Source organism: Lysinibacillus sp. NPDC093197, from assembly GCF_044754025.1.
In the GTDB taxonomy this organism is placed as follows: Bacteria; Bacillota; Bacilli; order Bacillales_A; family Planococcaceae; genus Lysinibacillus.
Genome location: NZ_JBIVOH010000001.1, coordinates 225,360 through 249,587, shown reverse-complemented (window position 1 = coordinate 249,587; position 24,228 = coordinate 225,360). Strand labels below are relative to the sequence as shown.

General features: G+C 35.2%; 26 protein-coding genes. 19 read left to right on the top strand and 7 right to left on the bottom strand.

The window, feature by feature from the left end; all coding sequences use genetic code 11:
* Window positions 1–6 precede the first annotated feature (6 nt).
* Window positions 7–1,785 carry a DNA helicase RecQ gene (gene recQ / locus ACIP9G_RS01215; RefSeq protein WP_401016768.1) on the top strand — a complete coding sequence of 593 codons (1,779 nt, stop codon included), beginning with the start codon at window positions 7–9 and terminating at the stop codon, window positions 1,783–1,785.
* Between the two features lie 84 nt (window positions 1,786–1,869).
* Here recQ and msrA read toward each other — a convergent pair whose 3' ends face one another.
* On the bottom strand, window positions 1,870–2,391 hold the full coding sequence (msrA, locus tag ACIP9G_RS01210) for a peptide-methionine (S)-S-oxide reductase MsrA (RefSeq protein ID WP_401016766.1): 522 nt from the start codon (window positions 2,389–2,391) through the stop codon (window positions 1,870–1,872).
* 171 nt (window positions 2,392–2,562) lie between these two features.
* Here msrA and ACIP9G_RS01205 point away from each other — a divergent pair, with 171 nt between their 5' ends.
* Window positions 2,563–3,513 carry an LCP family protein gene (locus tag ACIP9G_RS01205; RefSeq protein ID WP_401016764.1) on the top strand — a complete coding sequence of 317 codons (951 nt, stop codon included), beginning with the start codon at window positions 2,563–2,565 and terminating at the stop codon, window positions 3,511–3,513.
* Between the two features lie 63 nt (window positions 3,514–3,576).
* Window positions 3,577–4,776, top strand: a complete 1,200-nt coding sequence (locus ACIP9G_RS01200) for an AI-2E family transporter (protein WP_340824550.1) — start codon at window positions 3,577–3,579, stop codon at window positions 4,774–4,776.
* A gap of 109 nt (window positions 4,777–4,885) precedes the next feature.
* On the opposite strand, the gene ACIP9G_RS01195 is transcribed toward ACIP9G_RS01200, so the two are convergent.
* Entirely contained in the window at window positions 4,886–6,049 is a 1,164-nt protein-coding gene (locus tag ACIP9G_RS01195) for an aminotransferase class I/II-fold pyridoxal phosphate-dependent enzyme (protein WP_401016762.1), read from the bottom strand.
* Window positions 6,050–6,298: 249 nt separating this feature from the next.
* Here ACIP9G_RS01195 and ACIP9G_RS01190 point away from each other — a divergent pair, with 249 nt between their 5' ends.
* The gene (locus ACIP9G_RS01190; RefSeq protein WP_401016760.1) at window positions 6,299–7,111 is read left to right on the top strand and encodes a hypothetical protein; all 813 of its coding nucleotides are present in this window, start codon (window positions 6,299–6,301) and stop codon (window positions 7,109–7,111) included.
* A gap of 44 nt (window positions 7,112–7,155) precedes the next feature.
* On the opposite strand, the gene ACIP9G_RS01185 is transcribed toward ACIP9G_RS01190, so the two are convergent.
* Complete coding sequence (locus ACIP9G_RS01185) at window positions 7,156–7,950, bottom strand: enoyl-CoA hydratase/isomerase family protein (protein WP_340824554.1); 795 nt, start codon at window positions 7,948–7,950, stop codon at window positions 7,156–7,158.
* Between the two features lie 357 nt (window positions 7,951–8,307).
* Between ACIP9G_RS01185 and ACIP9G_RS01180 the strand changes: the two genes are divergently transcribed.
* Window positions 8,308–9,183 carry a tyrosine-type recombinase/integrase gene (locus ACIP9G_RS01180; protein ID WP_401016758.1) on the top strand — a complete coding sequence of 292 codons (876 nt, stop codon included), beginning with the start codon at window positions 8,308–8,310 and terminating at the stop codon, window positions 9,181–9,183.
* 44 nt (window positions 9,184–9,227) lie between these two features.
* Here ACIP9G_RS01180 and ACIP9G_RS01175 read toward each other — a convergent pair whose 3' ends face one another.
* The 3 genes from ACIP9G_RS01175 to ACIP9G_RS01165 form a co-directional block, all read right to left on the bottom strand.
* Window positions 9,228–10,082, bottom strand: coding sequence for a transglutaminase family protein (locus tag ACIP9G_RS01175; RefSeq protein WP_401016756.1), 855 nt, complete (start codon window positions 10,080–10,082; stop codon window positions 9,228–9,230).
* A 61-nt stretch (window positions 10,083–10,143) separates the two neighbouring features.
* Window positions 10,144–11,109: an alpha-E domain-containing protein gene (locus ACIP9G_RS01170; protein WP_340824560.1), complete on the bottom strand. Its 966-nt coding sequence runs from the start codon at window positions 11,107–11,109 to the stop codon at window positions 10,144–10,146.
* Window positions 11,063–12,553 carry a circularly permuted type 2 ATP-grasp protein gene (locus ACIP9G_RS01165; protein ID WP_401016753.1) on the bottom strand — a complete coding sequence of 497 codons (1,491 nt, stop codon included), beginning with the start codon at window positions 12,551–12,553 and terminating at the stop codon, window positions 11,063–11,065. Before ACIP9G_RS01165 ends, ACIP9G_RS01170 begins: the two co-directional genes overlap by 47 nt.
* 76 nt (window positions 12,554–12,629) lie before the next feature.
* Between ACIP9G_RS01165 and ACIP9G_RS01160 the strand changes: the two genes are divergently transcribed.
* The 11 genes from ACIP9G_RS01160 to ACIP9G_RS01110 all read left to right on the top strand — a co-directional run bounded on the left by ACIP9G_RS01160 (window position 12,630) and on the right by ACIP9G_RS01110 (window position 20,573).
* Entirely contained in the window at window positions 12,630–13,043 is a 414-nt protein-coding gene (locus tag ACIP9G_RS01160) for a hypothetical protein (RefSeq protein ID WP_401016752.1), read from the top strand.
* Window positions 13,044–13,557: 514 nt separating this feature from the next.
* Complete coding sequence (locus ACIP9G_RS01155; protein ID WP_401016751.1) at window positions 13,558–14,520, top strand: tyrosine recombinase XerC; 963 nt, start codon at window positions 13,558–13,560, stop codon at window positions 14,518–14,520.
* 70 nt (window positions 14,521–14,590) lie between these two features.
* The gene (locus tag ACIP9G_RS01150; RefSeq protein WP_401016749.1) at window positions 14,591–15,094 is read left to right on the top strand and encodes a DinB family protein; all 504 of its coding nucleotides are present in this window, start codon (window positions 14,591–14,593) and stop codon (window positions 15,092–15,094) included.
* 323 nt (window positions 15,095–15,417) lie between these two features.
* Window positions 15,418–15,567, top strand: a complete 150-nt coding sequence (locus tag ACIP9G_RS01145) for a transcriptional regulator (protein ID WP_143998710.1) — start codon at window positions 15,418–15,420, stop codon at window positions 15,565–15,567.
* A gap of 200 nt (window positions 15,568–15,767) precedes the next feature.
* Window positions 15,768–15,923, top strand: coding sequence for a transcriptional regulator (locus ACIP9G_RS01140; protein ID WP_340824568.1), 156 nt, complete (start codon window positions 15,768–15,770; stop codon window positions 15,921–15,923).
* Window positions 15,920–16,090 carry a transcriptional regulator gene (locus ACIP9G_RS01135; RefSeq protein ID WP_340824569.1) on the top strand — a complete coding sequence of 57 codons (171 nt, stop codon included), beginning with the start codon at window positions 15,920–15,922 and terminating at the stop codon, window positions 16,088–16,090. The genes ACIP9G_RS01140 and ACIP9G_RS01135 overlap by 4 nt, the downstream gene beginning before the upstream one ends.
* Window positions 16,091–16,449: 359 nt before the next feature.
* Window positions 16,450–18,171 carry a sensor domain-containing protein gene (locus ACIP9G_RS01130; RefSeq protein WP_401016747.1) on the top strand — a complete coding sequence of 574 codons (1,722 nt, stop codon included), beginning with the start codon at window positions 16,450–16,452 and terminating at the stop codon, window positions 18,169–18,171.
* Window positions 18,172–18,404: 233 nt separating this feature from the next.
* Window positions 18,405–18,689, top strand: a complete 285-nt coding sequence (locus ACIP9G_RS01125) for a CD3324 family protein (RefSeq protein WP_340824573.1) — start codon at window positions 18,405–18,407, stop codon at window positions 18,687–18,689.
* 125 nt (window positions 18,690–18,814) lie between these two features.
* Window positions 18,815–19,246: a GNAT family N-acetyltransferase gene (locus ACIP9G_RS01120; protein WP_401016745.1), complete on the top strand. Its 432-nt coding sequence runs from the start codon at window positions 18,815–18,817 to the stop codon at window positions 19,244–19,246.
* Window positions 19,247–19,260: 14 nt separating this feature from the next.
* The gene (locus ACIP9G_RS01115) at window positions 19,261–19,833 is read left to right on the top strand and encodes a GNAT family N-acetyltransferase (protein WP_401016743.1); all 573 of its coding nucleotides are present in this window, start codon (window positions 19,261–19,263) and stop codon (window positions 19,831–19,833) included.
* A 236-nt stretch (window positions 19,834–20,069) separates the two neighbouring features.
* Complete coding sequence (locus ACIP9G_RS01110; protein WP_401016741.1) at window positions 20,070–20,573, top strand: GNAT family N-acetyltransferase; 504 nt, start codon at window positions 20,070–20,072, stop codon at window positions 20,571–20,573.
* A gap of 205 nt (window positions 20,574–20,778) precedes the next feature.
* On the opposite strand, the gene ACIP9G_RS01105 is transcribed toward ACIP9G_RS01110, so the two are convergent.
* Window positions 20,779–21,246, bottom strand: a complete 468-nt coding sequence (locus ACIP9G_RS01105; protein ID WP_340824578.1) for a MarR family winged helix-turn-helix transcriptional regulator — start codon at window positions 21,244–21,246, stop codon at window positions 20,779–20,781.
* Window positions 21,247–21,474: 228 nt separating this feature from the next.
* Here ACIP9G_RS01105 and ACIP9G_RS01100 point away from each other — a divergent pair, with 228 nt between their 5' ends.
* From ACIP9G_RS01100 to ACIP9G_RS01090, 3 genes are read left to right on the top strand one after another with little or no spacing between them, the layout of a single operon-like run.
* Window positions 21,475–22,674, top strand: coding sequence for a MalY/PatB family protein (locus tag ACIP9G_RS01100; protein ID WP_401016738.1), 1,200 nt, complete (start codon window positions 21,475–21,477; stop codon window positions 22,672–22,674).
* Between the two features lie 20 nt (window positions 22,675–22,694).
* A complete protein-coding gene (locus ACIP9G_RS01095) occupies window positions 22,695–23,981 on the top strand; it encodes an amidohydrolase (protein WP_401016736.1) in 1,287 nt (428 codons plus the stop codon).
* Between the two features lie 40 nt (window positions 23,982–24,021).
* Window positions 24,022–24,228 (top strand): DUF3311 domain-containing protein, encoded by a 207-nt coding sequence (locus ACIP9G_RS01090; RefSeq protein WP_340824582.1) that lies wholly within the window; start codon window positions 24,022–24,024, stop codon window positions 24,226–24,228.

Here is a 24,228-nt window from a genome sequence, read left to right as displayed (position 1 = left end):
AAAAATATGGAGCAAGCAAAACAAATGCTACAGCACCACTTTGGGTACGATTCGTTTCGCACCGGACAAGCCCAAATTATTGAGCAAACGTTAAGTGGACAGTCGAGCCTATGTGTCATGCCAACAGGTGGGGGGAAATCGATTTGCTATCAAATTCCTGCCCTGATGCTTGATGGCTTAACGATTGTTATCTCACCGTTAATATCACTCATGCAGGATCAGGTAGAGTCGTTGCGAGCAGCAAATATACCAGCTGCTTATATTAATAGTACGTTATCTACACAGGAAGTAGATGAAACAATGCAGCTAGCGAGTGCAGGCTATTTAAAGCTTCTATATATTGCCCCTGAAAGATTAGAAAGTGCCTCCTTTTTACAGGCGTTATCACAATTATACGTTCCATTGCTAGCAGTCGATGAGGCTCACTGTATTTCACAATGGGGACATGATTTTAGACCAAGTTATCGTGCGATTCAAAAATTGTTTACACTGTGGCCACAAAAACCAACTGTTCTCGCATTAACTGCTACTGCGACACCTGCCGTTTGCGAGGATATCCGTCAATTATTAACGATTGATGAAGAGGCAACGCTTATTACTGGTTTTGAACGTGAAAACTTAGCTTTTACCGTATTAATCGGTGAAAATAAAGAACGATATATTAAAAATTATATTGAAAAAAATAAAACAGAAGTAGGTATTATTTACGCAGCGACACGTAAATCGGTCGATAGTTTGTATGAAATATTTGTTCGTGCTGGTGTATCGGTCGCAAAGTATCATGCAGGGCTATCAGAGGACATGCGCATGTCTGAGCAGGAACGTTTTTTAAAGGATGAAGCTCGTATTATGATCGCAACGAATGCGTTCGGGATGGGAATAGATAAAAGTAATGTTCGCTTTGTTATTCACTATCAAATGCCGCGCAATATGGAGAGCTACTATCAAGAAGCGGGGCGTGCAGGGCGTGATGGACTGCCAAGTGCCTGTATATTGCTTTATGCATCAGGAGATGTACAAACACAACGATTTTTAATAGAGCAAACACGTGATGAAGCACGAATTGCACAGGAATTAGAAAAATTACAAACAATGGTTGATTATTGTCATACAGAAGGTTGCCTTCAAAATGCGATATTAACGTATTTTGGTGAAGAACCAGGCGAACCTTGTAATCGTTGCAGTAATTGTAATGACAGCCGTGAAGTGAAAGATGTCACTGTAGATGCGCAAAAGGTTTTGGCTTGCGTCGTACGGATGGGGCAAAAATTCGGTAAAACAATGGTTGCACAAGTATTAATCGGCTCTAAAAATCAAAAGGTTCTTGAATTTGGATTTTCAAGACTTTCAACATATGGCATTTTAAAAGGTCAGTCTTCAAAGGAAGTTTCAAATTTTATTGAGTTTTTAATTGCGGAAGGGTTACTAGCTGTGAAGCATGGGACATTTCCAACGATTTATGTTTCAGAGGAAGGGAAATCTGTCCTGTTAGGCAGTCGAATAGTTATGCGAAAAGAAGCGGTTACTGTTCGAGTTCTTGCAGATAATGATCCGTTATTTGAACACTTACGATTATTACGAAAAGAGATTGCGGATGAAGAAAAGGTGCCACCATTCGTTGTGTTCTCTGACAAAACGTTGCGTGAGTTATGTGATAAAAAGCCGCTGGAGCTCGAGGGACTAAGACAGATTAGTGGTATAGGTGAAGTGAAATTTGAGAAATATGGTAAGCGTTTCTTTGAGGCAATGCAGTCATTTAACCTTACCTCAAAAATTAATGAGTAAAAGAAAAAGAATCCATTGTGTTTTTCACAATGGATTCTTTTCTTGTTGAAATGAAATAGAAGAGCCTCGCTACACTAAATCCGCTTATTTCTTCCAATGGTCTGCAATAAATTCATCACGCCCAGATATAGCGCGATCTTGCTTATAATGTTCTGATTCTTTTTTATAATAATCTTGATGGTAATCTTCAGCTGGATAAAAGTGTTGAGCATCACGAATAATGGTTACAATAGGTTTATCAAAGCGACCACTATTCGCAAGTTTTTCTTTCGATGCCTCTGCAATTCGTTTTTGTTCTTCTGAATAAGTAAAAATTGCAGTTGAGTATGACTCACCTCTGTCGTGAAATTGACCATAGGCATCTGTTGGATCAATTTGCATCCAATAAATATCAAGTAATTGTTCATAGCTAAATATCGACGAATCAAATTCGATTTCTACTACTTCTAAATGACCGGAGTTGCCCTTTTTAACATCTTCATATGTTGGATTTTCTAAATGGCCACCCATATAGCCAGATGTGACCTTATGTATGCCGTCCCACTCTACAAATGGCTTAACCATACACCAAAAACAGCCACCTGCAAACGTCGCTTTTTCAATCATGTTCATCATCCTTTCTACCGTGAAAATATTATAGCATTATTTTGCTCATAACTGGCAAATAGGGTGTAAAATAACGAATAGAGAGATGTTGATGAGGTTAGAAAGAAAAATGAAACTTTCCTTACTAGCAATCGTTACATTACTATAAAAAAATAGAGGAGTTATTTTGATATGGAAGAGCAAGACTATACAAGACGCTCGCAACGTCCAAAAAAACGTCGATTGCGTAAAGGGAGAGCATTGTTTACGTTCTTATTACTCTGTGTCATTGTAATTGCGGGATATAGCATTATGCAATATCGTAGTGGTTTACAATTAGCAACTGACACAAAGGTAGCACAAGAAGATTTTAGTGGGGACAAAATCAATAGTGATATTGAAAACTATTTATTATTAGGAATTGATACACGTGGTGAAGAAAAATCACGAACTGATACAATGATGGTATTATCTTGGAATAAGAAAACCAATGATGTCAAGCTTGTTTCATTTATGCGTGATATTTATGCAGACATTCCTGGCTACCAATCCTATAAACTAAATACCGCATACTATTTAGGTGGTGTTCAGCTATTAAAAGATACATTAACTAATATGTTTGGATTACCAATTCATCACTACGCACTTGTAGATTTTAAAAATTTTGAATCACTTGTTGATATTTTAGCACCAAATGGTGTGGAAATAGATGTTGAAAAAGATATGTCTGAAAAAATTGGCGTTACGCTTACTAAAGGTACTCATAACCTCAATGGGCAGGAATTACTAGGCTATGCAAGGTTCCGTCACGATGCGGAAGGAGATTTTGGTCGTGTTGCCCGCCAGCAAAAAGTAATTGAAGCATTAAAAAATGAAATATTAGCACCCCAAAATGTATTCAACTTACCAAAATTTATTGGTGCAGCCCAAGGCTATGTGACAACTGATTATTCATCTACAGGCGAAATACAACAAGTTTTAAAAATGGTGTCTAAAGGGAAAATATCAATAGAGAAAGCGACAGTCCCAATTGAAGGCAGCTATGATTTCCAAAACTTTAGCCATGCAGGGTCTGCGATTGTTATTGATGAACAGAAAAATAAAGAGTTTTTAAGTAAATTTTTAGGAATTTCTTTAGAGTGATGTTTCGCAAAAGCCAACATTATCCTGTAAAATATAGGTGAGCATTTGGATTGGGGTGTGAATATGAGAGAACAAAGACCAAAGGAGCATTCAAACTTTTTTTCGACGAAGTTTATCCGCTTTTTAGGTGGTAAAAATTTATTATTTACGTTGATTATTTTATTATTACTCGCATGTGTGATTTTTATGTTTGGAAAAGTTTCCTTCATATTTACCCCACTACAAGTATTATTTGAAGTTGTAATTTTACCAGGGGTGCTTGCCGTAATAGGATATTATTTATTACGACCATTATTAGGAATACTTGAAAAGTGGCGTATCCCTAGAGCTTGGGGCATCTTAATTTTGTATATCGGTGTCATTGGCGTCATTACGTTACTTGTCGTGCTAGTTTATCCTTTTTTACGTGATCAATTTACGAATTTAGCACAAGAATTCCCTGTGTATTTTATGGCACTAACCCAGAATATTGTGGAATACTTGAATAACTCACGCGTAAATGAGTATTTAGCCAATATGGATTTTAACTATGAAAAAGTAGTGATGAATTTCACTACAGACATTATCGAAACAGTAAAAGATACAGCAGCAAATTTAGCACAAGGTGTTGCTACGGGTATAACAGGATTTCTTTCAACCTTAACGGGCATTATTTTGTCGCTCGTTACAGTACCTTTTATTTTATTTTATTTACTGAAAGATGGAGAAAAACTACCGAGATTTGTCATGAAAATTTGCCCGCCGCGCATGCGCACAGGTTTACATGATGTTTTACACGATATGGACAAGCAAATTAGTTCTTACATACAAGGGCAAATTTTAGTTTCAATGTGTATTGGAGCAATGGTCACGATTGGCTTCTTAATTATCGGTATGAAATATGCATTGCTACTTGGCTTCCTAGCGATGATTACAAGTGTAGTACCATATTTAGGACCAGTCATAGCTATTACACCAGCAGCCATTATCGCGCTTGTTAATTCTCCATTCATGCTAGTGAAACTTGCCATCGTTTGGACAGTAGTACAGTTGATTGAAGGGAAGTTTATATCTCCACAAATTATGGGGAAATCATTAAGCATCCACCCAGTTTCCATTATTTTCGTATTATTAACAGCAGGTTCGCTATTTGGTGTACCAGGTGTTATTTTAGGGATTCCAGGCTATGCAATCTTTAAAGTCCTTGTAACACATTTATTTAAATTATTTAAGAAGCGATACAATCGATATGAGGATGAAGAAGTACAAAAATATGATGTATAAAAGAAACAGCTACTGCAATCATGCGGTAGCTGTTTTGTTAATTAATAAGAGAAAGAATAAAAGCATGTGAAATGGGAGTACCCTGTATCACATGCTTTTTGTATTGTTATTAAATTGAAACGTTTTTTAGACGATCTACTGCTTCTTGCAATACGTCCTTTGGCTGCACAAGTGCAAGTCGCAAGTAACCTTGTCCTGCTGTTCCAAAAACAGTTCCAGGTACTGTGACAACACCGATTTGCTCAATTAGCTTAAATGATAATTCGGTACAGTCAATATCGTACGGATATTTTGCCCAAACGAACATGCCACCATCTGAAGGCGCTGCATCCCAACCTAGTTCATGTAAGCCGTTCATTAGTGTTTTATGACGCTCTGAGAAAGTTGCACGCAAGTTCGCTGTAATTTCTTCTGCATTATCTAATGCTACTACAGCAGCATCTTGAATCGGTTCAAAAATACCGAAGTCTAAATTCGATTTAAGTTGCTTTAAGACAGCAATCATTTCGGCATTACCAGCAATATAAGCAATTCGCGTTCCAGCTAAGCTGAAGCTTTTTGAAAGCGAATTAATTTCCATCCCAACTTCTTTTGCACCAGGTGTTGCTAAAAAGCTAATAGGACCATCACCCGTAAAATAAAACTCTGAGTATGCTGCATCATGAAGCACAATTACGTTATATTTTTTAGCAAAAGCAATTACCTTTTCGAAATATGCAAGAGAAGGCATAGCAGGTACAGGATTTCCTGGTAAATTTAAAATAAGTAGTTTAGCCTTAAGTGCAATTTCTTCCGGCACTGCGTCTAAATCCGGTAAATAATCGTTTTCAGCTGTTTGAGGCATATAGTAAGATGTTGCACCAGCTAAATGTATGCCAGCATCGTAAGCGACGTATGCTGGATTCGTTGATAGTACGATGTCTCCTGGATCACAAAAGGCGATAGGTAAATGTACTAAACCTTCTTGAGAACCAATCGTTTGAATAATTTCATTAGTAGGATCTAAATCGACATTACTACGACGTTTATAGTAACGGCTTACCGCATCGTAAAAGCGTTGTGTTCCTGATAGCGTATAGCCATATGATTCTTCTAAGCTTGCTCGATACGATAAATGCTCACGAATTTTCGCATGAGGTGGAAGATCTGGGCTACCTAAGCTTAAATCGATTAAAGACATTCCTTTTTCTTGTTGTTGCTTTGCGAAACTCTTTAAATCTCCGAAAATTGCTGGGGTGAATAATGACATTTTTTTTGATGGTACGATTTTCAAAACTAGTACACTCCTTATAGTTGTATAACAGAATAATAGTAGTTCACATTTTAACATACTAAAGCACAGAAAGGGAAAGTTATTCTGAAAAAAGAATATATTCTATTAATGGAGAAGATGCTTGCATAGACTAGCGGAAAAATTTAAGCTAATATGAGAAAAGCTCGCGCATATGATAGCATCTGGCCCATATCAGCAAAAATAGAGTGATAATTCTGCTATTATTAAGCGAGGAAGGTGTGTGTGTGGATGAAGGTATGTTCGTTAAGTGGACCGAGTGGAACAGGGAAAAGTACTAGTGCTCTAGTTTTTGCACATAAAATAGGGGTAGAAGCAATAATTGATGATGGTTTACTAATTGTCAATGGAGTTAAAGTAGCGGGCATATCCGCGAAATTTGAAAAAAATACGATCACAGCTGTACGACGCGCGATTTTCACAGAGAAAACTCATCGTGAGGAAGTCATTAAAGCGCTCGATTCATACAGTGTTCAATCTATTTTAATCATCGGCACGTCTGATAAAATGACGAAAAATATTGCCCAGCGTTTAGCGCTAGGACCAATTGAAACATATTATTACGTCGAGGATATTCGTTCGCAAAAGGAAATTCAAAAAGCGAAATTTATTCGCCAGACACAAGGAAAGCATGTTATGCCAATACCATATCGCCAAGTTGAGCAAAATTTCTTTAAACGACTCATTCAAAAGGGGAAAGAGATTTTCACTCCGAAGCGCGAAAAAATCGGTGAAACAACAATTGTTCGACCAGATTTCCAACAAGAATATATTGAAATTGAAAAGCAAGTGTACGTTCAATTACTCACGTACTGTTGTAATCAGCAAGATATTGTGCAAAAGGTTGAGCAAATACAGTTTAGTCTTGGAGAACAGGCAAAGGCGACCATTTCATTGCAATTAAAAATGCCGATTGATTATTTATTACCACGTCGCTTATATCAATTACAAGAAGAAATACAACGTTCGTTCTTTCAACATTTTGGCTATGAACTAGATGTCATCAATCTTTATGTTCATGCCGCTTTGCATAAACGAAAATAAAATACAGGTACTCCATACGCGAAAAGGCGAGAGTACCTGTATTTTTATTTTGATGGTCGTGTAAATTGCGGTTGACGTTTTTCGACAAAAGCGCGACAGCCTTCTGTAAAATCATTGCCTACAAATGGTGTAGAACCTTGCCAAAGTGCTGGTACACTATCAATACATTCTTGTACAGATTTTTTTACAGCTAGTAATGATTCTGGTGACATACCAGCAACAAGCTTACCCATCCGAATCATAAATTTATTTATGTCCTTTTCAGCAACTAAGTAGTTGAGCATGCCAAGCTTAAATGCTTCTTCCGCTTTAAACATCCGACCAGTAAATACTAAATCCTTCGTTGTAGAAGGGCCGACAAGTTGGACAAGGCGCTGAGCGAATTTGTTGTTTAATGTAATGCCTAACTTGCCTACGGGAATACCTAATTTCGCTTTTTCAGAGCCGATGCGAATATCACAAGCTAATGCTAGCTCTAAACCAGCACCCATCGCCGGACCGTTAATAACACCAATAGTTGGAATTGGTAAACGTTCAATTGTTGAAATCGTTTTTTCCATATGTAAAAATGCTTCCTCTGCTTTTTCAAGTGAAATGGCGTTAAATTCTTTAATATCAGAGCCTGCCGTAAAGTTTTCACCTGATCCACGTAAAATAAGCACTTTATTTTTCGGATTATCCAACACTTTTAGGGCAATGTTAGCTAATTGATCCCACATATTTGCTGTTAGCGCATTTTTCGCCTGCGGTCGGTGAATCGTAATGATCGCAAGTCCAGCCGTTTCCTGATAAATAATTTTGGCATCTTCAGCTTCAAGACGAGTCGTTCTTACTTGCATAATTGAAAAGCCCCCTATATTCAGATAGTACTTATATTATATAACACAAAGGAGGGTAAACACTAAATAATACGAATTTTCATGTATTTTCAGCCTGTTATACAAAATTACAAACATTTTCAAGCGATTGTACTACAACAGAATATTGCTATTGTAATAAAGCAAAAGATATGAGAAACTACTATAGGAACATTTGTTTCTTTATTAAAAAAGGGACTTTTCCATAGAAGAAGCGGTAATCTATCACTTTATAACAGATTATCCGACACTAAAGTTATTAAAAAAAATAGACTACACGCTCAAAAAATATTATAAAATTAAATTAACTTACGCCCTATCTAATAAGGAGGAAGCAAAATGGTGACATTGAAGGAGGCATGGCAAAGCTATTTATTGCTTTTAGATTCATTAAAGAAAAGTGCTGCTACGAAAAAACAATACAATATTGATGGACAGCAATTTTTAGCTTTTGCTAGTGAGCAAAACGTTGAACATGTTGACAACGAATTCAAAGAATTAATATGTATATATAGTAATTATTTAAAAGAGAACTATCCAAATGTTAATACATTCAATCACAAAATCGCTTCACTTCGGAGTTTTGTAGACTTTGTTTTTTTGAGAGAATGGGCAGAACCGTTCGATTATGAAAGCATTTTACAGCCCAAAAAGAGAGGTAAGGATTCCCTAAAATTGCTTACGAAAGAGCAATTAATGAGCATTACAGAAGTATGGCCAACTTATTTTCAATACGCAAAAACACAAGAGCATGCTTGGTTAGCAAGAAGAAATGGCTGTATTGTTCAAATGTTTATCGAAACAGGTTGTAAGCCAGCAGAAATTGTTCGCATGAAATGGGCGCATCTTGACCTTGATAATTTACATATTTCTATTGCCAATCATAACGGTAAGAGAGAAATTAAGCTTTCAATTGTTTTAGTAGAAATGTTGTTGCATTATCAAGCTGCAATGGAGGAATTACATCAGAAAAATGTGGGGGAATGGCTTTGGGTAAGTGAGGCAAGCCAAACGAAAGCAATCACGACAAAAACAATAGAACGAATTTTCCAAACGATATCTAAAGATATTGGCACTAATGTGCGAGCAACGGATGTACGTTACACTGTGCTTCAAAAAGCGTTACAAAGCGAAAAAACAATAGAAACGATACAGCAAAACATGGGGTATGTTCGAAAATGGGTGTTAACGGAACGAGGAGAAAGATTTAAATAGACGTGCAGTAAAAGATGTTTTCACACGTTTCACTGCACGCTCTATTAAAAATGCGTTAAAGCTTTAACATTTACTTTGACTGTCAAATCATGCTTGCCGCCTGTATATACACCTTCGACGGGACTAATATCTGTATAGTCACGGCCAATGCATAAAATAATGTGATTTTCTAATACTTCTACATTATTTGTTGGGTCTAAACCAATCCAACCGATGCCAGGAATCATCACTTCAACCCAGGCATGTGTAGCACTATCACCGATGAGAGCTGAATTTTCATCGACATATAAATAGCCACTAACATAGCGAGCAGGTATTCCTTTAGCACGTAAAATCGCTAGCATAACATGTGTGAAATCTTGGCAAACACCTCGTTTTAAATCAAATGCCTGGCTTGCAGTTGTCATGACATTTGTTGCTGTTGGATCATATTCAAATGTCGAATATAAATACTGCATTAAATTAAGCGAAAACAGTACTGGATTTTCTGCGTGACCAATGGCATGAAAAACATCTTCTATCTGTGCATCAGTCATAAACGTAAAGCTCGTTGATTTTAAATAGGGCAAATAATGCTCATAAAATAGCTGGGAATGGAAAATCGTCTGCATCTCTGGTGAATATTGAATCCGATGAATAAATGGTGCTCGTTGAATACTGACGATAGAGGTTGTTTCAATTTCTAGTTCTTGGTGTTGCTCAGGAATATAAAATGTACCGACCGTGTTGCCCCAAATATCTGCATGCTCGCGCGTCAATGATGAGGGCGAAATAGCAATGCGATAGGACAGCAAGCGCTGACGCTCATCACTTCGAGGCTTTAAGCGGATTGTATTCAAGCTTTGATCGACTTCAGATTCATATTGAAAAATATTTGTATGTTGAATTTCAAATTTCATCGTGTCCGCTTCCTTTTGATTACTGACTTGCGTGTTGAAAAGGAGCTGTGAATTGTTCCTTTCAAGATTGTAGGCTGGGTTCATATAAGTGATAAATTGTCGAAAATGTATGACCAAAATCAATACATTGACACAATCTTTCCTCCATTGAAAATATTGCTTCCTCTAAGGAAGATGTCGATAAATCGATATTGTTTATAGCAATTAACAAAGCTCTTAACGGCGTGTTAAGTGCTAAAAATCGTTCTGTTAAATGGTCTTCTTCGATATGTGTAAATGCCTCTTCTAGTTTTTTGAGACAAACAATCACTGAGCGGGGAAAATGATCATCATGTAATAAATATTGTATAACATTTTGTAAATGTGTTTGATGATGCTTTCGCAGGTAGGGTTCTGTTGCTTTTGATAAATCGAGCAAAAATGTTCCGTCTGCTTCTTGTAAATCGCTAGCCATTAGTTTTTGTTGCTCTAGCATAATTAAAATCATTCGAATCATTTTTTCTGCACGTTCAAGCCATTTGCCAACTTGCATAAAATAAAAAGGCAAATCCCGTTCCATCGAGCCCTCAATTAATCCAGTAACCGTCAAGGATGTCTTACGAACATTGTGTAAAAAATAGTTTAAAGATATTAACGGAAAAGGGCGTTCTCGCACTGTGATCTCTTGCTGCATATATAAATAAAAGGCATTGTGTAATTCCCATAACTCAATAGGGATACTATCACGTGTAATGCGTGCATTTTCCCGAATAGCTCTTAATGTTGCATGTATAGCATTGCTATTGTTCTCCGAAAATAAAAGGTATTCAATAAGAGGATTGACACGAATGACTTCATAGTATGATATAAACTCTTCTTTCGATGCACAAATGTCTAATATTGCTTCCCAGTGATCAAGATATTCATTTTCCTTACCTGATTGCTCCAACATATTCAACAGCTGTACTTGTAATATATGTGCATTAGTTTCTGTTCGTTCACTATATCTTGCCATCCAATATAGTGCGTCTGCTACTCGACTTAGCATGTTGCAATTCCTCCTTTAATATCCACGTATCTTTTGCTCCACCACCTTGAGATGAATTAACGATTAACGAGCCTTCTTTAAGTGCAACACGCGATAAACCTCCGGGAAGTACAAAAATATCACCGCCGTTCATAACATAAACCCGTAAATCGACATGACAAGGATAAAATTTGCCATGCTGATATGATGGTGCACGTGATAGTTGAATAGTCGGTTGCGCAATGTATTGATTTGGATGTTTTACTATTTTTTCATAAAAACTTGCGATTTCCTCTTCACTTGCATGTGGTCCAATTAGCATATCGTAGCCACCTGAAGCACTTACATTTTTAATCACTAATTCTTTTAAATGGTCAAGAACCCATGCTCGTTGACTTTCATCTTCAAGATGATAGGTCGTCACATTTTCTAAAATCGGCTCCTCATTTAAATAATAACGAATCATATCGGGTACATAGGCATACATCGCTTTATCATCCGCAACACCATTGCCAACCGCATTCAAAATTGCGATATTGCCCGCTTTATAGGCTTCTATTAAATAGGGTACTCCTAGTAAAGAATCTTCTCGAAAGACAGTAGGATCTAGGAAATCATCATCAATACGGCGATAAATAATATCTATTTGCTCAAGACCATATATAGTCTTCATAAAAACTTTAAGATCTTGAACGATTAAATCTCGTCCTTCCACAAGCTGAATATTTAATTGTTGCGCTAAAAATACATGATCGTAATAGGCAGAATTATACATCCCCGCTGTTAAAAGCACTGCTTTCGGTTCTACATTTGCTTTTAAAGCTGTTGGCCGATGTGCAAGAAGGGCATTTTTCATAATTGTCATCTGTTTCTCAAGAGATTGGATTGTATGTTTTGAAAAGAACTCAGGATAAACTTCCTTCATTACATATCTGTTTTGAAAAACGTACGAAATGCCAGAAGGATTACGTAAATTATCTTCCAGTACACGATAAACACCATTTTCATCGCGAATTAAATCAATTCCAGCTAAAAAAATATGATTATTAATAGGCACTTGTACACCTAGCATTTCTGGATAATAAAATGAATTTTGTTCGATAAGGCTTTTTGGAATAATCCCGTCTTTAACAATTAGCTGTCGATTATAAACATCATGTAAAAAACAGTTTAAGGCTTTAACACGCTGTTTCATACCTGTTTCAATGATGTTCCATTGTTCATGTGGGATAATAATTGGGACAAAATCAAAAGGCATTGTCCGCTCCGTCCCACCCTGTGCACCATATACAGTAAATGTTATACCTTGTCTAAGAAAGCTTGATTGAGCTTGCTGGTATTTTTCTTCTAGCTGATCTTGTGAAAAAGCACTAAGCTTACGATGGAAAGAGCGATAATGTGGTTTCGGCTGATCACCATCTAACATTTCATCAAAAAAAGAACCTGAATCATACAATTTCATCATGTGAACCGCCTCCGAATTTAAGTAGTAGAAAAAACGTGTTACACTAATAGGAAATACATAAAAGGAGCTAGTAAAAATGACAAATATTAACTTAATGCAAGCTTATGAGTTAGACAAGCTATCAAAACTAAATTTATCTGACGAGAAGATTTTACAGACTTTACGAACTGGGGATGTGTCATCATGGCGTAACCTAGAACCAAAGTATGAATTTAACGAAACGTTGGCTCTTTATCAAGAAGGGGAACAAACATTTCTTGATGCCTATCACGGTAATTATCGAATTAAATATGTAACATTACCGGGCATTCAGCGTTTACTACATCTGCGTTTTCAATTAGAAGAAACAAAGAATTTCCAATTAGAAGATACAGGAATTAACAATTTATTTTGCGATGATGAAATTATTTTGAAAATTCAAAATATGTTATCTACTAATTGGAAGCTAACAAAGCAAAATGATGGTACATATAGTATTTTCGCCAAATAAATACAAATACCCAAAAATTTACACGCGCGTTATGAGACGAATCGACTCGCATCGTTACCCGACGTTTAATTTTTCGATTCGTCTCAGCGCATACTAGTATACTAGAGTTTAATATTCATTCGACGAACGCTTTATGCATAAAAAGTGAAACCTAATAAAAAAATAGTGAAAAAGCTAATTTTTTATTACGAAAAATATTTTCATCATTAGCTAATAAATTTCCTCGGGTTAGTGCTTAACATCCTATGAAAATTAATAGCTTCTTTTTATGAAGAAGAGGGGACACCCTAAGCTGCAATGTTCGCAATTCGAGTGATTCTTTAATGTCGATAATAAAAAAATAGTTGGCGGCTAACCGAGATGATTTCTATTACTTAGAAGTCATCTTTTTTTATTCCGAAGAAGAATATATGTTCTAATTGTTATAAATAGGCACTTTTTTATCAATAAAGTTCCCAAATTTATATTTGGGAACGTTTTTTCGTGGTAAAATAGAGAAAATAGAGGTGATTTTATGCAGAAGACTCAACTACCTAAAATAATGAAAGATTTCCTTGTCTACTTAACGACGATCAAAGGGAAATCGCAGCGCACTAGAAAAGAATACGAATACGATCTCACATTATTTTTTCGTTTCCACTTAGCAATGCAAAACGATATTGAGATAGCGCAATTAGAAAAAATTAATATTGCTACTATTACAATAGAAGAAATCCGTGATATTGCTTTGGAGGATCTCTACTTATTTATGGAATACTGCGAAGTGCAACGTCAAAATTCCGCTTCTGCTAGAGCACGGAAAGTAGCTACATTAAAATCGTTTTTCAAATACATTAAAGGAAAACGCCGTCTCATTGAAGAGAATCCAGCCGAAGAGTTAGAAACGCCGAAGATTGGGCGCAGAAAACCAATTTATATGAATATGGAAGAGGCAACACAGTTTATCGAGGGCATTCAAATACATCGCGCATCTCCACGCAATTATTGCATGATGATGTTTTTCTTAAATCTAGGTATACGAGTATCCGAGCTTTGCCAACTAAATACATCGTCAATACAAGGACGCTATTTGACTGTTATCGGAAAAGGCAATAAAGAACGGACAGTTTATTTGAATGATAGCTGCATCCAAGCACTAAAAAATTATGAACAAAGCGGAAAAGCGCCGTACAAAGGCGAAGGAGAAGAGCCCCTTTTCGTTTCACAAAAAGGAACACGTTTTACACGGCAAACAGTAGCCAAAATCGTTAAACAAATAAACAAACAATCGGGGCTACAAAAAGATCGGCTAACGCCTCATAAATTGCGTCATACATCCGCAACAATGATGTATAAAGCTGGCGCAGATATTCGAAGCTTACAACATATACTTGGGCACTCTAGTGTCGCTACAACCCAAATCTATACGCATATTGAGGACGAGCAATTACAGCATGTTCTAGAGAATAACCCATTCAATATTGTAGAGAATAGCTAATGTAAGAGAATACTTGCTAGATTAGTGCATATATAAAAAGTAGAACCTTAAATCGGAAAGGGGATATCGTATGATAGCATTATTGCTGGAACAACTAAGTGCAACAAGAGCGCAATTACTAAAGGAAATTACAATATACAATAATACACAATTTAATCAAAAACCTGATGAAAACAGTTGGAGTATCGCACAAATATGTCATCACTTAGTGCTAGTAGAAGCATCGACTATCAAGGCAATTACTTGGGGGTTATCCTCACAAGAAAATTCAGAACCAAAACGTCTAAATGTTCAGCTGATAAAAGATAGAACGAGGAAGCTTAAAGCGCCAAAAATTGTTGAACCTTCAGATGAACCATTTGAAATACAGCAAATATTGACATTACTAGATGATACGCGAGAACAATTCACTGCCTATCTGCAAGCGATTGAAGATCCATCTCTGCTAGCAAAAAAAGCCGTTCAACATCCTGCTTTTGGGAAATTACCACTCGACCAATGGATTGAGCAGGTGTATTTGCATGAACAACGACATATTGAACAAATCCATGAAAGGAAAGGTATTGTAAGTTAAAGTATAATAGGAGTTAACATGAAAAGAAGAAAGATCAAGTTGTATACGAAAAAAATCTTAACAGAACTTAGAAATACTATTTTATTTGAAGTAATCTGGAATATCATTTTATGGATTCCAAGATTAGTCATTCGGTTATTGAAACATCTATGGTAATACAAACAACTATAAGCCAGACTTCTCACACTTGAATTTTACTGAGAAATCGGGCTTTTTTTCATCATCCTACATGAATATCCTCTTGACGAACGATATAATCTGTTATATATTAAATAAAAATAAAAACAACTGTTATAAAACAGTTTGTACAGGAGGAATTTATGATGTCGAAATATCGTGATGGTTATGAGTTTTATTGTGAAATGTGTGAACGTTATGGTTTAGAGCCAATTTCATTCCGTTATTATGTTATCCAATTATCGCAAGAACAGCTTTCCGCTTATAATATGCAAGCGAAACAACTTGGAATATAAAACATTAGCTACAAAGGATGTGGTTAAAACGGACGCCAATGTGAATAGTTTATGAAAAGCCCAGCCATACTAAATTAGTAGACTGGGCTTTTATTGATATAAAAGAAATTTCAGAATTATTATTGACTTGAAAACATATCTGTTATATATTATTTATACAAATAAACAACTGTTATAGTACAAAGAAAAGAGGGAACGGAATGGCACAGTATAGAGAAGGTTACGAGTTATATTGTAAAAAATGCGAGCAATTTAATTTAGAGCCAGTTAATATTTATTACTATATTAATAAGTTATCGCAAGAACAATTAAAATATTTTAATGAAGCAGCACACGAAAGGAAGTTAGTCGTATGACAGACTATCGACAAGGCTATGAGTTTTACCGACAAGTATGTGACAAACACGAGTTAGAGCCAATTAATTTTCACTACTATATTTTAAACTTATCACAAGAGCAACTTGATGCTTATAATGAACAAGCGAAAATTGTAGGAGGTCATATAGCATATGATATCTCTTAACATGTAAAATGCCTTACTGCCCAGCTGCGACAGTAAGGCATTTTCACTTATAAATAAATTTAGGCTTTTGTCGTTAACAAGGTAAATAGTATTTCTATAGTTTAAACAGTAGTACAAATGTAATTATTGAAAATGGAAAAATGGTGAAACACGTGCGTTTAAAGTCATTCTTTTTTGTCTAATTTATAGAAATCTATTAAATTTGATATATGCAGATTGTATATTTGGGTTGAATTAACTGCTTTTCTAAGACTATAATATAATTACATAAAAAAGGGCCATCTACCACAACTTTATACCTCACTGTAATATAAAGAATAAGTACTAAACCCTCTTATTTTAACGAACGGAGAATGAAGATGATGAATATCACGCCTAGTAGTATTAATCAAGTTAACTACAGCCTGAAAGAATTACAAGATATTTTTTCAGCAATGAACAGTTCGATCATAGTCGCTATTACAGATCGGACAGGAAAAATTACCTTTGTTAATGATCATTTTTGTAAAATTTCTAAATATAAGCGTGAAGATTTAATTGGACAAGATCATCGTTTATTAAACTCGGGTTTCCATCCCAAATCATTTTTCAGAGAGATGTGGAAAACAATCGGAAAAGGTGACATGTGGAATGGTGAGGTGTGCAACCGTGCTAAAGATGGTAGTCTATACTGGGTGAAAACAACAATTATTCCTTTTCTCGATGATAATGACAAGCCTTATCAATATATTGCCATTAGAGTAGACATTACCGCACAAAAGGATATTAAAAAAATTACACATATTGCGTATCATGATGAATTAACAGGGTTACCAAACCGTCGTAAATTAGAACAACGTTTAGAAAATGAATTCCATCAATCTCGACGTACAGGAGATAAGTTTGCGTTATTTTTCATTGATGTGAATCGTTTTAAAAACATTAACGATGGACTTGGCCACATCATAGGCGATATGTTCCTAGTGGAAATGGCAAATCGATTACGCAATGTAGACTTCACATCCAATTCATTTTATCGTCATAACAGTGATGAATTCGTCATGATCTTAAATGATGTTTCACGTATCGAAGAAATGGCAAAAGAAATCATTGCTGTTTTCGATGACAGTTTCATCGTAGATGCATATGAATTTTATGCGAGTATTAGTATTGGTATTAGCATTTTCCCTGATCATGCTAATTCAATTGAAGATTTATTAAAAAATGCTGATATCGCCATGTATGCTGCAAAATCAACACGAGGTAATCAATATAAGCTTTATCGACATAATATGGATGAGGCAAATGATAAATGGTTATTACTTGAAACTAAACTTCATCAGGCATTAAAAAAGGATTTATTAGAGCTACATTATCAGCCTAAAATTGATTTAAAAACAGATCAAGTGGTAGGTATGGAAGCATTGCTTCGTTGGTATGATTCTGAATTAGGACAGATGCCACCAGATCGTTTCATCCCATTTGCGGAAGAATGTGGTCTTATAAATGATATTGGTATATGGGTATTACATAAAGCTTGTGCGCAAGTATGTGCATGGAACGAAACATTTCAATCAAATTTACGCGTAGCTGTCAATATTTCTCCTATCCATATTAGCACACCAGGTTTTGTTGAAATGGTACGCGATGTAATTGAAAAAACAAAAATTGACCCGCATTCATTAGAAATTGAAATTACCGAAATGAGTATGCTTGATTATACAGAAGAGTTGATAAATACGATTGAGCAGCTACGGGCATTAGGCATTACCATTGCATTAGATGATTTCGGAACAGGCTATTCATCATTAAATTATTTAAAAAAATTCCCTGTGGACGTATTAAAAATAGATCGGGCATTTGTGCGTGATATTGTGCCTGAGAAAACAGGGATAGCGATGATTTCTGCAATGATTTCATTGGCACATGCTTTAAACCTCAAAGTAGTAGCAGAAGGAGTCGAAGAAGAAGCTGAATTAAACGTTCTTCGTGAGCATGGCTGTGAGTTCGTCCAAGGCTATTATTTTAGCAAGCCGCTTTCAGTGGAAGACTTTACAACTAACATTTTAAATCAATCGCTAACAATTACATCTAGCTCCTAAGAGGGGCTAGTTTTTTTATCCTTTTTTAGTTTACATAATAAAATTATAAAAATATATTTACATTTTCCAAAAAATACATGGTACAATTTGTATATAAATACTCTGGAAAAGGAGGATTGGTCGTATGAGAAAGCATACTATTTTTGCATAGCAAAGGCTATTGCATATAATTTTTAAAATCAAATAGCCTTTGCTCTTCCTAAACGAACGATAATACATTTAGGAGTGCAAACATGAGCTATAAGAAAGCAAATAATCTGTTACCAGCAGAGTTAATCGCGTTAATTCAAAACTATGTAGATGGTGAATATATTTATATCCCGAGAAGACAAGATAGTAAAAAGAGTTGGGGGGCTGGCACTACTACAAGGAATGAATTAGATGTAAGGAACAATAATATTTATCAAGAATATCTCTCAGGCACCGATATGGAGACTTTAAGTGCAACATATTATTTGTCTTTAAAGAGTATTCAACGAATTATCCTAAAGGAAAAAAGAAAAAGAACAAACATATAAAAAGAAGCTATGTGGTTTTTACCACATGGCTTATTTTCTTTTATGAAACGAATATGAGGTATTTTCATTGAATGTCAGTCATTTATAATCGAATTAACAATATGAGCTGATAGGAGAAATAAATCATGTCTTTGTATATAACGAAAGAATTAAACGATCAAGCTAAACAAATAGTAAATAATGAGCTTTACAAATTTAATTTAAAGCATTTTCCAGTAGATTTAAGAGGCAATTACGAAGAAATTAATGTATTCCTTAAAGATGAAAATGACAATGTTCGTGGTGGTATTCTTGCTGAAGTATGTTGGAATTGGCTAGAGATTCACACGTTAATGATAGATGAGGACATACGAAAATCGGGATTTGGCACAAAATTATTACTAGAACTCGAGCATATGGCTTTAGCAAAGCAGTGCGATTTTATAAAGGTAGATACATTAAGTTTTCAAGCGTTAGAATTTTATGAAAAGCACGGTTATCAAATATTTGGGACGTTAGATAATGTAGGTAGAGACTTTAAGCATTACTATTTGAAAAAAGATTTAACTAAGAAATAAATGGAGGTTTAACAATGCACAATTTATTTACAATCGACTGTGGTGAAATTTTATTGAGAGAGTTTAGTAGTGAAGATGTCGATGGAATTTATAAGCTTACTTCACAACCAGAAGTATATGAGTTTTTGCCAGATTGGTGTTCTACGAGAGAACAACGATTAAACTGGATAATAAATGACGAAATACCTTCCAATAAAGCATTTTTATCTGCTATTCCTAATATCAATGGTCAAAATTATTTGAAACTAGCAATCATATTAAAGGAAACTGGGGAATTCATTGGTTTTTGCAATACCGGGCCAAAAGAAGAGCTAAGTGAACCAAATCAAGAAATTGCCTATGCTATGTCGAAACATTTCAGAAATCGTGGCTACACAACTAAAGCAGTAAAAGGTTTACTACATTTCTTATTTGAACAGACAAATATCGAACAACTGAATGCTATCGTTCAACCCCGCAATGTAAGTTCTTTGAAGGTGATTGAAAAATGTGGCTTTGTTTTTAAAGAAAATATAGAAATAGATGCTCTAATATATCGACATTACATATTGCATATAGAGGATTGGAAAAATAGAAAAGTTCATTAATTGTATCTAATAGTGCATGTGACTCTTAGTCACCAATTATTAGAGCTAATCGCATACCAAATTTACAATAATTATAATTAATGCTACTATTTATGTACCATTTAATATAACAATACAATAAGTAATACTACTATTAATTTGGATAAAACATAATGGGAGTAGCTGCCAATAACATATACCTATTTTAATATTTTTGTCTTTAAAATTACGTCAAAAATGATAATAGGAGAATAAATATGATTGAATTGAACACAGAAAGATTAAGAATACTTGCGCTAAATGCAGAAAGTCTAAGACTACTCATTGATAACCCAAAGAAGTTGGAACTTCAATTATCATTAAAGAAATCAGATAGCTTTTTAGATGCGGAACTTCAACAAGCGATGGAAATTCGACATGCTAAGTTGGTACGTGATAAGGAAAATTATATGTGGTATACCAATTGGTTAATTGTGTCGAAAAGTCAAAACTGTAGTGTTGGAGGAATCATGTTAAAAGGTCTTCCAAACGACTATGGTGAGGTAGTAGTAGGGTATTACACGTTGCCTGAATATCAAGGAAATGGCTATATGACAGAAACGATTAATTCTATGAAAAACTGGTTGTTAAGCAAGCCTAATGTGAAATTTGTTGTTGCTGATACTGAAAAAGATAATATCGCATCTCATAGAGTATTAGAAAAATCAGGTGCTGTACTTTATAAAGAAACTGCGGAATTATTGTATTGGAGATTTGGCTGAACATAATTTCTACTTACTTGCTAATCCTAAATTAGCTCTATGGTGGGAGAACGCAAATATTTTACCATAAGGGTTGAAAATGTATTTTAACATTAGTTAAACTAAAAAATTAAAGAGCCATCGTATTTACGATGGCTCTTTTTGTTATGAAAAAGTCAAAAAAATGCACATTTTAGTCTGAAATCGTACTATACGCTTCATTGTATTAATCCCTATCATTAAGCACATTTCGTGTCCTTCGATTAATTACGTTTAATATTGTAATATAGTTCTGAAAATCTTCCACTGTAAATTGCTCAAGATTCTTCAAATGGCTTCCGTACTCTTCTTCATCGAGCTTTTTATGATATTCATACACTAACTTTCCTTTTGATGTTAATTCGATAGTCAATTCTCGATAATTGTTAGGATTTCTATATTTAATTGCTAAATCCTTTTTGATAAGTTTATCGACCATTTGAGAAACAGCACTTTTTGTGCGATTCGTTATTTCCGCAATTTCAGAAGTATTTGTTTTTACTTTATCGCCAATTAAGTTCAGAGTATGTACTTCTATCATGTAAAGCTCATCATCAGTACCATATTTTCTTGGGATATTTTCGTATGAACTAATCAGCCTAGATGTCTCGTAAAGCGTTTCCATTAGTTCATAAAAAACTTTCTCCTTATCCATCACCCAGCCTCCTTTCAATAATTTATAGAGGATTATTATTTTATTCTAACATATTAGAAAATCTTATAATGAAAGTTACTTGCAAAACAAATAATTTTTAAAAAAATCTGAATTTTTATATTGACCATTTTACAGTTAAGGTGCTAAACTGAGAAAAATTAATTTTAAACGTTTAAAAAAATGTATTTAAACAGAATTATTTGTGAATTGTTAGAGGGGGGAGAAAGTATGCAATACAATTTTGATGAAGTGGTTCAGCGCCGAAATACGTATTCCTTAAAGTGGGACGGTGAGGAGTTAATCAAACAAATTGGTTATACAGAGAGATATGATCATGAAACGATTCCACTGTTTACAGCTGATATGGATTTACCAGTACCTCAACCATTGATAGAGGCGCTTCATAAAACCGTCGATCATCGTATTTTTGGATACTCTATTTTTCCAAACGAGTATTATGAAGCGATACAGCATTGGTTTAAAAAAAGACATAATTGGACGATTGAAAAAGATGAAATTGTTTTCAGTCCTGGAACTGTTCACGCATTAAATATCGCGGTAAGAGCATTAACTAAGCGCGGTGAAGGTATCATAATCCAACGTCCTGTTTACCCACCATTCACAGCTGCTATTGAAGGGAATGGCAGGGTTGTTCGTAATAATGCATTGATTCGAAACAGTGATGGCAATTACACCATTGATTTTGAAGATTTTGAAGCGAAAGCTCAAGAAGAGAACACTAAAATGTTTGTTCTTTGTAATCCACATAACCCGACAGGTAGAATTTTTACGAATGAAGAATTGAAAAGGCTTTCACATATTTGTGAAGAAAACAATGTCATCATTGTTGCGGATGAAATACATGGAGACTTGATTAGAAAAAATCAAACCTTTACACCATTAGCTAAAATTGCAAGTAATACAGACCATATTATTACTTGCACGGCCATCAACAAAACGTTTAATGTCGCTGGTCTACATTGTACGAATGTAATTATTTCAAATCCTGAAATTCGAAAGACCTTTAGCGAAAAAATGGGCATGCAGTTACCATCTCCATTTACAATTGCTGCTCTTATAGCTGTTTACAATGAAGGGGAGGAGTGGTTGGAACAATTAACCGAATATATTGACGACACAATGATCTATGTGAAAAGTTTTCTAGCTGAAAAACTGCCAACGGTGAAAGTCACTATACCTGAAGGAACTTACGTTATGTGGATGGACTTTAACGGATACGGTCTTTCAGCAAAAGAAGTTCATCATCGAATTTATAACAAAGCGAATGTACTGCTTGAAGATGGAGACTTGTTTGGAAAAGAAGGTGATGGATTCCAACGAATTTGCATTCCATCACCGAGACCACTTATTAAAGAAGCACTTGAAAGAATTGCTAAGGAATTTCAGGATATCGAAACAAACACTTAATTAGAAAGGTGAGAATAATTATGAAAACTTCCTATGAACTTGAAACGTTAAAATGGGCACAAGAAATAGAGGACTATGTAATTGGAATAAGACGAGATCTTCATAGACACCCCGAGATTGGTTTACACGAAGTAAGAACAATCAAAGTAGTAACAGAAGAGTTAAGCAAACTTGGGATTGATTATGAGATTGTCCCTGACGGTGGCATTATTGGCTTTATCGATGGAAATCAAGCTGGAAAAACTTTAATACTTAGGGCAGATTTAGATGCACTACCGATGAAAGAGGAAGCTACTAATTTAAAAATGAAAAAAGTAGTCGTTTCTAATACCGATGAAGCTGCTCATACTTGTGGTCATGATGGACATACCGCCATGCTATTAGGTGCTGCGAAAATCTTAAGTCAACATAAAGACAAAGTGAAAGGTAGAGTGCTACTCGCTTTTGAGCAAGGGGAAGAAATGGGCGGAGGCATTTTTAACCTTTTAAAGCGATTATGCGAAATTGGGGCAGACGGTGTTTGGGGCATCCATTTAAAATCTGATATGCCGACAGGAAAGATATCTGTTGAAGCAGGGCCGAGAATGGCAGCTTCGTTTAGTTTTAATGTTGTCATAAAAGGAAAAAGTGGTCATGGCTCACGACCAGATTTATCAGTTGCGCCATTAGATTGTTTTACAGACTTTTATAGTAATTTGAAAGCGATGCGATTAAGCTCTTTAGATCCGTACAAAACGATTACTTATTCAATCGGAACAATTAATTCGGGCACTGCAATAAATATTATCCCAGAAAGTTTACAGTTTTCAGGCACTGCAAGATATTTAGATTTTGAACAAGGTGCTCATGCTGCAAATGAATTTAAGAGAATACTAGAAAAGGTTTGTGAATTACATCATTGTACTTTTGAATTTATTACAGAGCCTAAGGAATGTGATTTAATTGTCAGCAACCAAAAAGATTGTGCTCAACTAGCCATAGCTGCAGTAGAAGGTGCAGTTGGGGTAAATGCTTTACATTCCACACCAGCGTGGATGGCTTCCGAATCATTTGCCTTTTACGAAAAGTATTTTCCTGGTGTCTTTGCATTCGTTGGGATACAAAATATAGAAAAAGGAATAGGGGCAGAACATCATAATGTTTATTTTGATATCGATGAAGATGCATTAAAGCTTGGTGTAGCGGCTACTGTTCAATACACAATCAATTTTTTAGATAATGAAAATCAAATAGAATTTACTCCTGACAAAAGAGATATTAAAAGTTTATTTGTTGAGAACGGTTTTGCGCAGTTAGTAAGACATTAAGCTACATTCAAAAATTGATTGAATAAAAGGAGATAGAAAAATGACACGAAAAAGACTTTGTTACTTACTATCGTTCATTGCATATTTTGGAATGCCTTTAGGAATCCCCTTTATTAGAAGTTCCGAACCTTACGTTCTAGGTCTTCCATTTCTGTTATTCTGGATGGTTTTATGGATTTTGTTAGGGACAGGCTTAATGCTAATAGTGCACCGATTAAACCCTAATGCTAGAGAGGAGTTAGAATAA

What these genes read in the sequence shown, in the direction of transcription:
- ACIP9G_RS01180 (WP_401016758.1), top strand. Translation starts at nt 8,308, where the DNA reads ATGGTGACATTGAAGGAGGCATGGCAAAGCTATTTATTGCTTTTAGAT.
- ACIP9G_RS01120 (WP_401016745.1), top strand. Translation starts at nt 18,815, where the DNA reads ATGTCTTTGTATATAACGAAAGAATTAAACGATCAAGCTAAACAAATA.
- ACIP9G_RS01135 (WP_340824569.1), top strand. Translation starts at nt 15,920, where the DNA reads ATGACAGACTATCGACAAGGCTATGAGTTTTACCGACAAGTATGTGAC.
- ACIP9G_RS01150 (WP_401016749.1), top strand. Translation starts at nt 14,591, where the DNA reads ATGATAGCATTATTGCTGGAACAACTAAGTGCAACAAGAGCGCAATTA.
- ACIP9G_RS01090 (WP_340824582.1), top strand. Translation starts at nt 24,022, where the DNA reads ATGACACGAAAAAGACTTTGTTACTTACTATCGTTCATTGCATATTTT.
- ACIP9G_RS01200 (WP_340824550.1), top strand. Translation starts at nt 3,577, where the DNA reads ATGAGAGAACAAAGACCAAAGGAGCATTCAAACTTTTTTTCGACGAAG.
- ACIP9G_RS01170 (WP_340824560.1), bottom strand. Translation starts at nt 11,109, where the DNA reads ATGCTAAGTCGAGTAGCAGACGCACTATATTGGATGGCAAGATATAGT.
- ACIP9G_RS01095 (WP_401016736.1), top strand. Translation starts at nt 22,695, where the DNA reads ATGAAAACTTCCTATGAACTTGAAACGTTAAAATGGGCACAAGAAATA.
- recQ (WP_401016768.1), top strand. Translation starts at nt 7, where the DNA reads ATGGAGCAAGCAAAACAAATGCTACAGCACCACTTTGGGTACGATTCG.
- ACIP9G_RS01160 (WP_401016752.1), top strand. Translation starts at nt 12,630, where the DNA reads ATGACAAATATTAACTTAATGCAAGCTTATGAGTTAGACAAGCTATCA.
- ACIP9G_RS01205 (WP_401016764.1), top strand. Translation starts at nt 2,563, where the DNA reads ATGGAAGAGCAAGACTATACAAGACGCTCGCAACGTCCAAAAAAACGT.
- ACIP9G_RS01110 (WP_401016741.1), top strand. Translation starts at nt 20,070, where the DNA reads ATGATTGAATTGAACACAGAAAGATTAAGAATACTTGCGCTAAATGCA.
- ACIP9G_RS01115 (WP_401016743.1), top strand. Translation starts at nt 19,261, where the DNA reads ATGCACAATTTATTTACAATCGACTGTGGTGAAATTTTATTGAGAGAG.
- ACIP9G_RS01100 (WP_401016738.1), top strand. Translation starts at nt 21,475, where the DNA reads ATGCAATACAATTTTGATGAAGTGGTTCAGCGCCGAAATACGTATTCC.
- ACIP9G_RS01105 (WP_340824578.1), bottom strand. Translation starts at nt 21,246, where the DNA reads ATGGATAAGGAGAAAGTTTTTTATGAACTAATGGAAACGCTTTACGAG.
- ACIP9G_RS01165 (WP_401016753.1), bottom strand. Translation starts at nt 12,553, where the DNA reads ATGATGAAATTGTATGATTCAGGTTCTTTTTTTGATGAAATGTTAGAT.
- msrA (WP_401016766.1), bottom strand. Translation starts at nt 2,391, where the DNA reads ATGATTGAAAAAGCGACGTTTGCAGGTGGCTGTTTTTGGTGTATGGTT.
- ACIP9G_RS01175 (WP_401016756.1), bottom strand. Translation starts at nt 10,082, where the DNA reads ATGAAATTTGAAATTCAACATACAAATATTTTTCAATATGAATCTGAA.
- ACIP9G_RS01140 (WP_340824568.1), top strand. Translation starts at nt 15,768, where the DNA reads ATGGCACAGTATAGAGAAGGTTACGAGTTATATTGTAAAAAATGCGAG.
- ACIP9G_RS01130 (WP_401016747.1), top strand. Translation starts at nt 16,450, where the DNA reads ATGATGAATATCACGCCTAGTAGTATTAATCAAGTTAACTACAGCCTG.
- ACIP9G_RS01190 (WP_401016760.1), top strand. Translation starts at nt 6,299, where the DNA reads ATGAAGGTATGTTCGTTAAGTGGACCGAGTGGAACAGGGAAAAGTACT.
- ACIP9G_RS01145 (WP_143998710.1), top strand. Translation starts at nt 15,418, where the DNA reads ATGTCGAAATATCGTGATGGTTATGAGTTTTATTGTGAAATGTGTGAA.
- ACIP9G_RS01125 (WP_340824573.1), top strand. Translation starts at nt 18,405, where the DNA reads ATGAGCTATAAGAAAGCAAATAATCTGTTACCAGCAGAGTTAATCGCG.
- ACIP9G_RS01185 (WP_340824554.1), bottom strand. Translation starts at nt 7,950, where the DNA reads ATGCAAGTAAGAACGACTCGTCTTGAAGCTGAAGATGCCAAAATTATT.
- ACIP9G_RS01155 (WP_401016751.1), top strand. Translation starts at nt 13,558, where the DNA reads ATGCAGAAGACTCAACTACCTAAAATAATGAAAGATTTCCTTGTCTAC.